The organism is Marinobacter sp. VGCF2001 (assembly GCF_049943275.1).
In the GTDB taxonomy this organism is placed as follows: Bacteria; Pseudomonadota; Gammaproteobacteria; order Pseudomonadales; family Oleiphilaceae; genus Marinobacter.
The window spans coordinates 452,486-465,009 of sequence record NZ_JBNFVX010000001.1; the positions used below are offsets into that span (position 1 = coordinate 452,486).

General features: G+C 58.8%; 9 protein-coding genes. 5 read left to right on the forward strand and 4 right to left on the reverse strand.

Features of this window, described 5'->3' with window-relative positions:
• The first annotated feature begins 41 nt into the window (after positions 1-41).
• From ACP2AU_RS02110 to glpD, 4 genes are all read left to right on the forward strand, one after another.
• On the forward strand, positions 42-1,844 hold the full coding sequence (locus tag ACP2AU_RS02110; protein ID WP_426374120.1) for a PHA/PHB synthase family protein: 1,803 nt from the start codon (positions 42-44) through the stop codon (positions 1,842-1,844).
• Positions 1,845-1,921: 77 nt separating this feature from the next.
• Positions 1,922-3,646 carry a diguanylate cyclase domain-containing protein gene (locus ACP2AU_RS02115; protein WP_426374121.1) on the forward strand — a complete coding sequence of 575 codons (1,725 nt, stop codon included), beginning with the start codon at positions 1,922-1,924 and terminating at the stop codon, positions 3,644-3,646.
• Positions 3,647-3,841: 195 nt separating this feature from the next.
• Entirely contained in the window at positions 3,842-5,092 is a 1,251-nt protein-coding gene (locus ACP2AU_RS02120) for a substrate-binding protein (RefSeq protein ID WP_426374122.1), read from the forward strand.
• Positions 5,093-5,279: 187 nt separating this feature from the next.
• Positions 5,280-6,695: a glycerol-3-phosphate dehydrogenase gene (gene glpD / locus ACP2AU_RS02125; protein WP_426374429.1), complete on the forward strand. Its 1,416-nt coding sequence runs from the start codon at positions 5,280-5,282 to the stop codon at positions 6,693-6,695.
• A gap of 6 nt (positions 6,696-6,701) precedes the next feature.
• Here the strand turns inward: glpD and ACP2AU_RS02130 are convergent, their stop codons facing one another.
• The 3 genes from ACP2AU_RS02130 to edd are packed head-to-tail and all read right to left on the reverse strand — an operon-like array spanning position 6,702 to position 10,077.
• Positions 6,702-7,295 carry a uracil-DNA glycosylase family protein gene (locus ACP2AU_RS02130; protein ID WP_426374123.1) on the reverse strand — a complete coding sequence of 198 codons (594 nt, stop codon included), beginning with the start codon at positions 7,293-7,295 and terminating at the stop codon, positions 6,702-6,704.
• Positions 7,295-8,260 carry a glucokinase gene (gene glk / locus ACP2AU_RS02135; protein WP_426374124.1) on the reverse strand — a complete coding sequence of 322 codons (966 nt, stop codon included), beginning with the start codon at positions 8,258-8,260 and terminating at the stop codon, positions 7,295-7,297. The genes ACP2AU_RS02130 and glk overlap by 1 nt, the downstream gene beginning before the upstream one ends.
• Positions 8,257-10,077 carry a phosphogluconate dehydratase gene (gene edd / locus ACP2AU_RS02140; RefSeq protein WP_426374125.1) on the reverse strand — a complete coding sequence of 607 codons (1,821 nt, stop codon included), beginning with the start codon at positions 10,075-10,077 and terminating at the stop codon, positions 8,257-8,259. Before edd ends, glk begins: the two co-directional genes overlap by 4 nt.
• Positions 10,078-10,347: 270 nt before the next feature.
• Here edd and pyk point away from each other — a divergent pair, with 270 nt between their 5' ends.
• Positions 10,348-11,796: a pyruvate kinase gene (gene pyk / locus ACP2AU_RS02145; protein WP_426374126.1), complete on the forward strand. Its 1,449-nt coding sequence runs from the start codon at positions 10,348-10,350 to the stop codon at positions 11,794-11,796.
• A gap of 74 nt (positions 11,797-11,870) precedes the next feature.
• On the opposite strand, the gene ACP2AU_RS02150 is transcribed toward pyk, so the two are convergent.
• Positions 11,871-12,518, reverse strand: a complete 648-nt coding sequence (locus ACP2AU_RS02150) for a bifunctional 4-hydroxy-2-oxoglutarate aldolase/2-dehydro-3-deoxy-phosphogluconate aldolase (RefSeq protein ID WP_426374127.1) — start codon at positions 12,516-12,518, stop codon at positions 11,871-11,873.
• Positions 12,519-12,524 lie beyond the last annotated feature (6 nt).

The window sequence follows — 12,524 nt, forward strand, 5'->3', positions numbered from 1 at the left end:
ACCCATTCCGATCTTTTTTTATCCAGCGGTGGGAGCGCCCTATGTTTGGCCTGGACTTTATAAGTAAAACAACCAGCCATCTGGTCAAAACTTTCGAGAATAACGTCCGTCAGGGCCAGCAGCAGGTAGAGAGACTGCTCGGCGATACCGGCATGATGGAGGACACCAAACTCTCCACACTGACCGAAGTTTCCGATGCCTATCGAGCCATGGCTGAGGATTTGCTCCTGCATCCGCTGCGCTTCGCGAGCGCCGAGCTGACGCTGGCCCGCAAACACCTGGGGCTGGCACGCTACACGCTGGCCCGGCTGACTGGCAAACCCACAGAACCCGTCGCAGAGGCAGCCCCGGACGATCGGCGTTTTATGGCGGAAGACTGGCACAAGCACCTTCCCTTTGATGTTCTTCAGCAAGCCTATCTGATCAATTCCCGGGCGTTTCTGGACTGGGTTTCGGGTATGGAAGGACTGCGCGGCCCCGGGCGTGACCAGATGTTATTCTACGCGCGCCAGTTGAGCAGCGCGCTGGCCCCCTCTAATTACCCGCTGACCAACCCCGAAGTGCTGCGCATTACCTGGGAACGCAAGGGCATGAATCTGCTGGATGGCGCCCGCAACCTGGTCGAGGACTTGCGTCAGAATCCGAATCTGTTCAATGTCGCCATGACAGATCGCTCGGCGTTTGAGGTCGGCGGCAATCTCGCCACCACGCCGGGCAAGGTGGTCTATCAAAACGAATTGATGCAATTGATCCAGTACTCGCCAACCACCGAGACGGTGGCACAAAGGCCCGTTCTGATCGTGCCTCCCTGGATCAACAAGTTTTACATTCTCGACCTGACCGAGCGCAATTCGTTTATCCGTTGGCTGGTCGATCAGGGCCAAACCGTGTTTGTGGTGTCCTGGCGCAATCCCGGTCCCGCCCAGAAAGACAAAGGCTGGGACGATTATATGCAGCTGGGCCCCCTGGCAGCCATTGATGCCGTTACCGAAGCCACCGGTGAGCAACAAATGAACGCTATCGGTTACTGTATCGGTGGCACTCTGCTGGGAACCGCTATGGCCTGGCTGGCGAAAAAACAGCGCGCTCCCATTATCAGCACAACCTATCTGACGACCCTGCTTGATTTTTCAGACCCCGGGGGCATTGGCGTCTTCATTAACGACCACTCCATTCGCGGCATCGAACGAGCCATGGAGAGAAAGGGCTATCTGGATGGCCGGGCCATGGCTTTCACCTTCAACTTGCTGCGCGAAAACGATCTGTTCTGGTCCTACTGGACCAACAACTACCTGAAGGGACTGAAACCAAAGGCGTTCGATTTACTGTACTGGAATACTGACGGCACCAATCTACCCGCCCGAATGCACAGCTATTACCTGCGGGAAATGTACCTGCACAACCGGCTGGTCGAACCCAATGCCCTGACCGTTGCAGGGGAAAGCATTGATCTCTCGGCTGTCCGTGTACCCTCCTTCTTTCTCTCGGCACGACAAGACCACATCGCCAAATGGAAAACCACCTACCGGGGCGCCCATGCCTACGGTGGCGACGTACGGTTTGTTTTGTCCGGTTCCGGTCATATTGCCGGGGTTATCAACCCGCCCTACAAGGAAAAGTACGGCTACTGGACCAACGAACAAACACTGCCGGGCTCCGCCGAGGCCTGGTTTGAGGGCGCCGAACACCAACCAGGCTCCTGGTGGCCACACTGGCGCGCCTGGCTGGCGACTTACGAGGGTGAACAGGTCCCGGCCCGCCAGCCCGGGGACGGTAAACTTGAGGCACTGGAAGATGCCCCCGGCAGCTATGTGAAAGTTAAGGCAGCGGACGCTGGAGGTTGATAAACTTCGGAATGGTGAGTGCACATTCATTTTATCGGCACTCAGCGATACATTGTCCATAAAGAACAGGAGTGCCCATGGGGCAGCCGCTTCCGATTTCACGCATCATGCACACTGGTTTGCTGCTCCAGTGCTCACCTGAGACAACGATCGCCGATGCGGCTGCCCGGATGTCTGAAAATGCTGTCAGCTCCATCCTCATTACCGACGGCGGCACCGTTCTGGGCATCTGGACCGAACATGATGCGCTGGCCGTCGATTTTTCCGACCCTGAAAAATTCCAGCAACCCGTCAGCGAGGTTATGAGTTCCCCTGTTCTGTCCCTGCCGGACACTCTGGACGCAGGCGAGGCGGGCATTCGCTTGCGGGATACCGGCAAACGTCATTTCCTGGTTACCAACAGCCAGGGAGACCCGGTTGGTATTCTTTCGCAAACGGATCTTGCGCTTAATCAGGGCCTGGAACCCTATCTACGACTCAGAGAGGTGCGCACCGCGGTTCCCCGGCCACCACTGGTGGTTCAGGGCAGCCAGCCATTAGCCGAGGTGGCGGCTTATATGCACGGGCACCATTCCGATGCTGTGGTGGTGGACTGCGGCAAAGACGGGCTGGGCATTCTGACTGAACGGGATATGGTGCGGTTTATCGCCCGTCATACCAGCAATACGCCTGTAAACGGCCTGGCCACCCGCCCGCTATTAACCGTGAACGAAGAAGACCCGCTGATCCATGCCCGGGATCTGCTGATCGACCATCGAATCCGGCATCTGGCGGTGGTAAACCAGACGGGAGAAGTCACCGGCCTGATCGGCTATCACGATATGCTGGCCGGTGCCGAGCAAATGTACCTTGATGATCTCCGAGAGGCCCTGGAGCAACGAGACAAAGCCCTGGCGCAATCCCGTCAGACATTACAGCTGGCAGAGCGCGTGATTGAGTCCTCCTTCGAGGGCATCATGGTGACTGACAGTAACGTGCAGATCGAATTCGTTAATCCTGCGTTTACCAAACTGACCGGTTACCGCCCTGACGAGGTCATCGGTCGCTCACCGGAGGTGCTTTCCTCTGGGCGCCACGACAGTGAATTCTACCGGCGTATGTGGCAGTCGCTGACCACTCACGGCTACTGGCGCGGGGAGATTTGGAACCGCCGCAAGACCGGAGAGCTCTACCTGGAGCTGCTCACCATCACCGCCATTACCGACGATGACGGCAACACAACCCATTACGCAGGCCTGTTCACCGACATTACGCAGCACCGCAAAAACGAAGAGCATATCCGCCAGCTCGCCTACTATGATGCCCTGACCGGCGTGCCCAACCGGCGGCTGCTGGAAGACCGGCTTGACCACGCGATCCGCCATGCCCATCGCAAGGAGCTGTTACTGGCGGTTCTCTTTATGGACCTGGACCGGTTCAAAGAGGTAAACGATACCCTGGGTCACGCTGTCGGAGACGAACTGCTTCTGCAGTTCACCGCCAGGGTCAAAGACTGCCTGCGGGAAGATGACACCCTGGCAAGGCTGGGAGGCGACGAATTCATCGTATTGCTGCCGGAAATGGAGCGCTTGTCCGACGTGGTTGCCGTCGCCGATCGCCTGATCGAAGCAAACAAGCGGCCCTACCACATTCAGGGCCACCAGATTAACGTCGGCTCAAGCCTTGGCATCAGCCTGTATCCCGCCGACGGTGTCACGGTACAGGAACTCATCAACGGAGCCGACATCGCCATGTACCAGGCCAAACGAGATGGCCGTAACCGTCATCAGCTCTTCAATCCAGACGTTTGCCAGAGCGCCTGAGCTCTGGCGGCCTCCACTCCCTGCACATCGACGCCCGCCATTACTGATTTATATCAACTCTCAGCAAATTGACGCACGAGTCGCCACTTAAGTCTGATTGTTGGTGCGTATACTCCATCGGAAACTGGCAGGGTATCCAGATCAACAGACCATGCATCCCGCTGCCGGGTATCGCCATCTTGGAGGCCAACCGTAATGACGACCAGGAACATCCTGCTTTCAGCGCTCTTAATGCTTATGGGCAGCGCAGTGGTGTCGGCAGACACGCTGAAACTCGGGCTTAACTATCCGCAAACGGGCCGCTATCAAGATCAGGGACTGCAGCAGCGACTGGGTGCTTATCTGGCCGTGGATGAAATCAACCAGGCCGGAGGTGTTCTGGGGCAACCCCTGGAACTGGTTATTCGCAATACCCGTGGCGAGCCGGACCGGGGCGCCAAAAATACTGCCGAGCTGATTGATCGCGAAGGTGTGGAGATGGTCTTCGGCGGGGTCTCCAGCGCCGTTGCGATTGCCTCGGGCAAAGCGGCACGCGACCGGGACCGCGTCTATTTCGGCACCCTTTCCTACTCGAATGCCACCACAGGTAGCGAGGGACACCGCCATATGTTCCGTGAACCCTACAACGCCTGGATGTCCGCCAAAGCCCTTAGCCGGTACCTCAACAGCCACCATGCTGACCAGACCTACTTTTACGTTACCGCCGACTATACCTGGGGCTGGTCGGTGGAGGAATCGGTGCGCAGGTTTTCGAATACCGAGAATGCAGAACAGCACCAAGGCGTAAACACGCCCTTTCCCAGGGCGCTGATAACCGACTTCCGGGCAGCCCTCAGGCAGGCCCAACAAAGCAATGCCGACGTGCTCATGCTGGTTCTTTTTGGAGATGACATGGTGCGCGCCCTCAACGTCGCCCATGAAATGGGGCTGACCAAAACCATGCAGGTTATCGTGCCTAACCTGACCCTGGGCATGGCCCGGCAGGTGGGCCCCAGCATCATGGAGGGCGTAGTTGGCGCTGCGCCCTGGGTGTGGAATCTGCCCTATGAAAAAGACTACCCGCGCGGCAAAGACTTTGTTGAAGCATTCTCTGAGCGCTACGAAATGCGGCCATCCTCGTCGGCTGCGTCTGCCTACAGCATCGTCTATCAGTACAAAGATGCCGTTGAGCGAGCTGGCACGACAAACACAGCCTCGGTAATCCGCACCCTGGAAGGTCATCGCTATACGCTTTTGAAAGACGAACAATACTGGCGCGAATTCGACCATCAGAATGTCCAGAGCGTTCATGTTGTCCGGATAAAACCCAGAGATGCCGTGGTCGCCGGCGACTTCAGCTCGGACTACTTTGAAATCATTGAGCTGCTGCCCGGCGATAACGCCGCACAAACCCGGGAAGAATGGGAGCAGCGCCGACAAGAAGCCGGCAAGCCTGTACGGCTGTGACCCGGTCGCTTTACCCGGTCAGGCAGATTGCTGATAATCGGTCCACAGGAAGGACTCATTAGCGGTTATCAGGAGCAATCAGACGGTGGCAAACGAACAAGGACTGGCCTCAGAGATTTCCAACACTTCCCCGTCAAATTGCGATGTGCTGATCGTCGGGGGAGGCGTCAACGGTACCGGAATTGCCATGGATGCCGCAGGCCGCGGCCTGCGTGTCGTACTTTGTGAGATGAACGACCTGGCATCGGCCACCTCCTCAAGCAGCAGCAAACTGATCCATGGCGGCCTTCGTTACCTCGAGCACTACGAGTTCCGCCTGGTCCGTGAAGCGCTGGGAGAACGCGAAGCCCTGCTTCGCAATGCTCCCCATATCATGTGGCCGATGCGTTTTCGTTTGCCGCACCAACCCCACCTCCGCCCCGCCTGGATGATCCGCACCGGCCTTTTCCTTTACGACCATCTGGCCAAACGCGAGCTCCTGCCAGGATCCCGATCGGTTACCTTTGGCCCGGACTCGCCACTGAAACCGGAGATTTCAAAAGGCTTTGAATACTCCGATGGCTGGGTTGATGATGCCCGGCTGGTCGTGCTTTCAGCCCGCAAAGCCGCGCAAAACGGCGCAACAATTCTGACCCGCACACGCTGTAGCCGAGCGCAGCGAAAAGGCGGGGAATGGCACGCCATCCTCGAAGACAAAGTCGGGCACCACACAAAGGAAATACGAGCCAAGGTTGTGGTCAATGCCACAGGCCCCTGGGTCAGCAGCCTCTTTGGAGAGAGTCTGTCGATGCCCGCGCCAAAGCAGATCCGGATGGTCAAAGGCAGTCACATCGTGGTTCCCAGGCTCAACCGGGACAACGAAGCGTATATTCTCCAGAATCAGGATGAGCGCATCGTTTTCGTCATACCTTATGAAGACCGGTTTTCTCTTATTGGCACGACCGATGTCGATTATGTGGGAGACCCTTCCCTGGCCCGTATTTCCCCGGAAGAAACCGACTACCTACTGTCCCTGGTAAACCAGTATTTTCGTCGCCAACTCTCGGCCACGGATGTGGTCTGGAGTTACTCTGGCGTTCGCCCATTAATGGATGACGAAGGCGGTACAGCCCAGTCCGCGTCCAGAGATTATTCCTTTGAGGTAGACGACCAAGAGGGCCAGCCACCCCTGGTATCGGTCTTCGGAGGCAAGATCACCACCTATCGCAAGCTGGCTGAAGCCGTTACCGACCGGGTCAGCCAGTACTTCCCCGGCGCCGGCAGGTCATGGACCCGCAACGCAACGCTGCCGGGCGGTGACTTTGATACCCAACAGCAGCTGGCCACCGGACTGGCGGCCGACTTTCCCTGGCTCGACGATGCGGTTATCCAGCGTTTTGTACGAAGTTACGGAACCGACAGCTACCGGCTGCTGGACGGCTGTCAAAGCCGGGACGACCTGGGACACTGGTATACCGAAACGCTGTCCCGTCGGGAGGTGGACTATCTCATGACCCATGAATGGGCGATCACCCCGGAAGACCTGCTCTGGCGCAGAACCAAGCAGGGGCTGTACATAACCGATGAACAGTACAGGCACCTGGCGAACCACATGGGCCAGTGAACGGGATCAGGCCAGAACACTCGCAACCCTGGACTGAAGCGCGGGAATCACGCTCTTTTCGAACCACGGATTTTTTCGCAGCCAAAGGTTATTTCGCGGGCTCGGATGGGGCATGGGAATGGTCGCTGGCCAATACTGCCGCCAGTTTTGAACATTCTCGGTGACTGAGGCCCTGGCATCCGGGATATGCCAGGTATGCGCGTACCGGCCAATCAAGAGCGTCAATCTTATCTCGGGTAAACGCTCAAGCAGCGCCTGCCTCCAGGCCGGCGCGCATTCCGGGCGCGGAGGCAGGTCTCCGGATTTACCGGTGCCCGGATAACAGAACCCCATCGGAAGGATCGCCAACTGCTGGTCATCATAGAAAGTCTCCCGGCTGACTCCCATCCACTGTCGCAGCCGGTCGCCACTGGGATCATTGAACGGCAATCCTGTTTCATGGACTCGCCGGCCCGGCGCCTGCCCCACCACCAGGATACGGGAGGATGGGCTTAACTGAACAACCGGCCTGGGCTCGTGTGGCAACGCACCCGCGCAAATGCGGCAAGCGCGCACCTGCTTCACCAGCTCATCAAACGACAGTTTTGTCCGGAAATCCATTAATCGCTCCCCTGGGAAAGCGCGACCGCCGCACCCAGCAGCCCGGTGGTCGGCTCGGTAACCACATAGACAGGCGTGGACTCCTGCAATGATCGCATTCGCCCCTTGTCTTCAAAGCCTTCCTGGAACGGACTGGCTAAAAAGAAATCGAGAAATTTCGGCAACATCCCCCCGCACAGATAAACGCCCCCGAAACTGCCCTGGGTGAGTACCGCGTTGCCGGCGGTTCGACCCAGAATTTCACAGAAATGTTGCAGAGCTTCAAGCGCCAACGGGCAGGAACCTTTCAATGCCGCCGCCGACACGCGTTCGGGCGACGCCAGGGGCGCTGCCAGGCCCTGAATCTCGGCATGGGCCTGATAAAGATTGAGCAGGCCCTCGCCACACAGAACCCGTTCGGCTGACACCCGGCCAAATCGACGGCGAAGAATACGCAAGACATGAATATCCCGCTCTGTGGTGGGCGCATAATCAACATGGCCTCCCTCCGTTATCAATGGTAGATAGCCGCCCGATGCCGGTATCAGAGCCGACACCCCCAGCCCCGTACCCGGGCCCATCACAAGCCGGGGCCTGCGGGAATCTCCGGGCCCGCCGCACACCGGCACAAGCTGTTCCCCTCCGACATGGGGAACCCCCAGCGCCATGGCCACAAAATCGTTAACGACTCTGAACGACGACCACCCGAAGTGCTCACGTATCTGCCCGGTATTGAATCGCCAGTGATTGTTGGTCATCTGGACATCGTGGTTCTGTGCCGGAGCCGCAACAGCAAGGCAGGCCTCATGAACCCGCGGGGTGCCGGTTCGTTGTAGATAGGCGGCAATGGCCTCCGCCAATGTAGCGTAATCCTTGCAGGGCAACACCCCGATAGCATTGAGTTGGACCTGCCCTCGCACCACCAGAGCGAAACGGGCATGAGTGCCGCCAATGTCTCCGACCAGGCAAGGCGATCCAGGGGTCATGAGTCGTGATTCCAGAAAAAGCTGGCGCCCCGCTCCGGATGACTGACTGAACGCCGGAACCAGCCGAACAGCTCGCGACCGTAGCCGGTGTGATACGAGGTCAAATCCGGTTGTTCCGGTGTTCTCGCAGCAAGCTCCCGGTCACTCAACAGCACGCTCAATTCGCCCTGCCGCGCGTCCAGAACAATGACATCACCGTTCCGGATTCGGGCCAGCGGCCCACCCTCCAGTGCCTCGGGATACACATGGATAGCCGCGGGGACCTTGCCCGAAGCACCGGACATTCGGCCATCGGTAACCAGCCCGACCCTGTACCCCCTGTCCTGCAAAACTCCGAGATAGGGCGTTAATTTGTGAAGCTCCGGCATCCCGTTGGCCCCGGGCCCCTGAAAACGGACCACAACAATACAGTCCTGATTCAGTTCGCCCGCGTCGAACGCCGCCTTAAGATCGTTCTGGTCATCGAAGACCACCGCTGGCGCCTTGATCGTGTGGTGCTCCGGCGCAACAGCGGACACCTTGATGACCCCTCGCCCCAGGTTGCCATTCAACACTTTCAGGCCTCCGTCCGGCGCGAACGGCTCAGCCAGACTGCGGAGCACCTCGGGCCGCGCACTCTGCTCCGCAGCAGGCCGCCAGACAAGGGCATCGCGTTCAAGCGCCGGCATACGGGCGTAGTGATCCAGACCAAAACCCACAATCGTCTGAACATCGTTGTGCAGATAACCGCCAGCGAGCAGTTCCCGAATCAGAAACGGTGTGCCGCCGGCCTGATGAAACGCGTTCACATCTTCCTGCCCATTGGGGTAAATGCGAGTCAGAGAGGGAACCGCAGATGACAGTTCCGCGTAATCGCTCCAGTCGATAATAACTCCTGCAGCCCGTGCGATTGCGATCCAGTGAATCGTGTGATTGGTCGAGCCCCCCGTCACCAACAGGGCCACCAGGGCATTCACAATCGATTTCTCGTTTACCATATCGGCCAGCCCCAGCTCCCCGCCATTGGGCTTCGACAAGCGAATCACCTGCTCGGTCGCGGCCTGCGTCAGCGCAGACCGTAGCGGCGTATCAGGGTTCACAAATGCCGCACCCGGCATATGAAGCCCCATAACCTCAACCAGCAGCTGGTTACTGTTGGCCGTGCCATAAAAGGTACAGGTACCGGGGCTGTGGTAGGACTGACTCTCGGCCTCAAGAAGCGCGTCTCTGCCGATTTTGCCCTCGGCATAGAGCTGCCGGATACGCTGCTTTTCTTTGTTGGGTAGCCCGGAAGGCATGGGGCCGGCGGGCACCAGAACCGTCGGCAGATAGCCGAAACTCAAAGCACCAATCAACAATCCGGGTACAATTTTGTCGCAAATACCCAGCAACAGCGTTGCGTCGAACATATTATGACTCAGGGCGACAGCCGTGCTCATGGCAATGGTATCCCGGGAAAACAGGCTGAGCTCCATCCCGGGCTGGCCCTGGGTCACACCATCACACATGGCCGGCGTGCCCCCCGCCACCTGAGCCACAGACCCCATACCCTGGGCCGCGCGGCGGATAGCGTCCGGATAGCCCCCGTAAGGCTGGTGGGCCGACAGCATATCGTTGTATGCCGTTACAATGGCGACATTGGCCTTGTTCATGAAGGTCAGTGTGTCCTTGTCCCCGGGGCTGCACGCAGCGAATCCATGGGCGAGGTTGCCACAAGACAATGAGCTGCGCTGCGGCGAGTTTCGCCCCAGCTCGCGCATTCGGCTGAGGTAATCCTCCCGGGTAGCGCGGCTGCGGCGCACAATGCGCTCAGTGACTTTCTCTACGGTCGGGTGCATCGGGCAGCCTCCTTGACTGAACCACGCGATATTCGTCGCAACTGAAAGAAAAATTACCTCTAAATATAGACAAAATCGCAAAAAAACTTCATTATTTTGTTATATTTACTACATATTGTTTCGGGCAGCCCCATCCGTCGCGCCGGACGAATACCGGATCGTGTAACGCAATGGTCATTACCTCCCGGGATACTGATACCAGTTTTCATTGACTGCCGGCCAGGGTCAATACTCCTGCCTTGCCGGCGAACAAATACAAGGGATACCGCTATGCTCAGGCGTACCAAAATCGTCGCCACTCTCGGCCCGGCCACCGACAGCCCGGAATCACTGTCCGCCATTATCAAAGCGGGGGTCGACGTCACCCGCCTGAATTTTTCCCACGGAAGTGCCGAAGAGCACATGAACCGCGCACAGCAGGTGCGTGAAGCCGCCGCAGCCGAGGGGCGCTTTGTGGCACTGCTGGCCGACCTCCAGGGGCCCAAACTGCGTATCGCTCGCTTTACCGACAACAAGGTCATCCTCACGGCGGGACAAACCTTCGTTCTTGATGCGAGCATGGACAAAAGTGCCGGCACCGCCGAGCAGGTGGGCATAGACTACGAGCAACTGATCGACGATGTGACCACCGGTGACATTCTGGTTCTGGACGATGGCCGTATTGAAATGGAAGTCACTTCCGTTGACGACCACAGCATCACCTCCAGGGTTCTGATCGGCGGCCCACTGTCCAATAACAAGGGGCTCAACAAACGGGGGGGCGGACTATCGGCCGACGCGTTGACCGAGAAGGACAAGCAGGACATCCTGACCGCCGCCAAACTGGGCGCAGACTATGTCGCCGTCTCATTCGTGCGTACCGCGGATGATATGCACACCGCGCGCAAACTGCTGCGGGAAGCCGGATCCGAGGCCGGCCTGGTGGCGAAAATCGAGCGGGCCGAACTGGCCCACGACGACGAGGCGCTGGATGCCGTAATAGAGGCCTCAGATGCCGTCATGGTTGCCCGCGGTGACCTCGCCGTTGAAATTGGCGACGCTGAACTGGTGGCCGTCCAGAAACACATCATTGCCCGTGCCCGGGTTCTGAACCGGGCGGTGATCACTGCGACCCAGATGATGGAGTCGATGATCACCAACCCCATGCCCACCCGCGCGGAAGTGTCCGATGTTGCCAACGCGGTGATGGATTACACCGATGCCGTGATGCTCTCCGCCGAGACCGCCGTTGGCGATTACCCCGAAGAAGCCGTAGAAGCCATGGTGCGCATTTGTCTGGGCGCCGAGCGGCACCCCTCAATGCACCAGTCGAAGCACCGGATCCACGAGAGCATGGAGCGGGTAGACGAAGCCATTGCCCTGTCCGCGATGTACGCCGCCAACCATTTGCAGGGTGTGCGGGCGATCATCTGCATGACCGAGACCGGGGCCACACCCAGACTGATGTCCCGCATCAAATCGAGCCTGCCGATTTTTGCGCTGTCGCGCCACCACTCGACGCAGCATCGCGTGACCCTGTTCCGTGGTGTGCAGACCGTGCCGTTCGACTCTGCCCGGATTGCCAATGAGAAGACCAACGCCGAGGCGGTCGAGGAATTGCGCCGCCGGGAAGTGGTTTCCGAGGGCGATCTGGTGGTTATTACCAAGGGTGACTACGTGAATGCCCAGGGCGGCACCAACACCATGAAGATTGTCCGCGTTGGCAGCGATATCCGCTAAGCCGGGCGCACACCGGCACAGACCAGTGCCTTTCCGGAAAGCCCGCCCTCGCGGCGGGTTTCCTGCAGCTTCTCTCAAAGATCGGCCAGACTGTCTCTGGCAATATCGGCCACGGACTGCCAGTTTTTCTCTTTGACAGCCCTTGCCGGCGTCAACCAGGAACCACCCACAGCACGCACATTCGGCAGTGCCAGATAATCCCGGGCCGTTTCCCGACGGATGCCCCCGGTCGGACAAAACGCCACATCGGGAAACGGACCGCCAAAGGCTTTGAGCGCGGCAACACCGCCCGAAACCTCGGCCGGGAAAAACTTGAAATCACGATACCCCATGGCGTAGCCCATCATCAGCTCCGAAACCGTCGAAATACCCGGTAACAACGGCGCCTCCGACGTAACACCAAATTCCAGAAGCGCCTCGGTAACACCGGGAGTAATGACAAACTGCGCGCCGGCAGCCTCAACCTGACGATACTGCGCAATACTGGTGACGGTGCCCGCCCCCACCCACGCTTCAGGGATAGCCTGCCTCACCTGCTCAATAGCGCGCACGCCATGGTCGGTGCGCAGCGTAATTTCGAGCACACGGATGCCCCCTTCCACCAGCGCCCGACAGAGGGGAACGGCATCCTCAGGATCCTGAATGGTAATTACCGGCACCAGAGCTGACGCATCAAGCACGGAACGCAGGCGCTCGCGATGCTCTTCAGATAACTGGTTCATGGCGAT

Coding starts and splice junctions, on each gene's coding strand:
- pyk (WP_426374126.1), top strand. CDS start 10,348: ATGCTCAGGCGTACCAAAATCGTCGCCACTCTCGGCCCGGCCACCGAC.
- ACP2AU_RS02115 (WP_426374121.1), top strand. CDS start 1,922: ATGGGGCAGCCGCTTCCGATTTCACGCATCATGCACACTGGTTTGCTG.
- glpD (WP_426374429.1), top strand. CDS start 5,280: ATGGATGCCGCAGGCCGCGGCCTGCGTGTCGTACTTTGTGAGATGAAC.
- ACP2AU_RS02120 (WP_426374122.1), top strand. CDS start 3,842: ATGACGACCAGGAACATCCTGCTTTCAGCGCTCTTAATGCTTATGGGC.
- ACP2AU_RS02150 (WP_426374127.1), bottom strand. CDS start 12,518: ATGAACCAGTTATCTGAAGAGCATCGCGAGCGCCTGCGTTCCGTGCTT.
- edd (WP_426374125.1), bottom strand. CDS start 10,077: ATGCACCCGACCGTAGAGAAAGTCACTGAGCGCATTGTGCGCCGCAGC.
- ACP2AU_RS02110 (WP_426374120.1), top strand. CDS start 42: ATGTTTGGCCTGGACTTTATAAGTAAAACAACCAGCCATCTGGTCAAA.
- ACP2AU_RS02130 (WP_426374123.1), bottom strand. CDS start 7,295: ATGGATTTCCGGACAAAACTGTCGTTTGATGAGCTGGTGAAGCAGGTG.
- glk (WP_426374124.1), bottom strand. CDS start 8,260: ATGACCCCTGGATCGCCTTGCCTGGTCGGAGACATTGGCGGCACTCAT.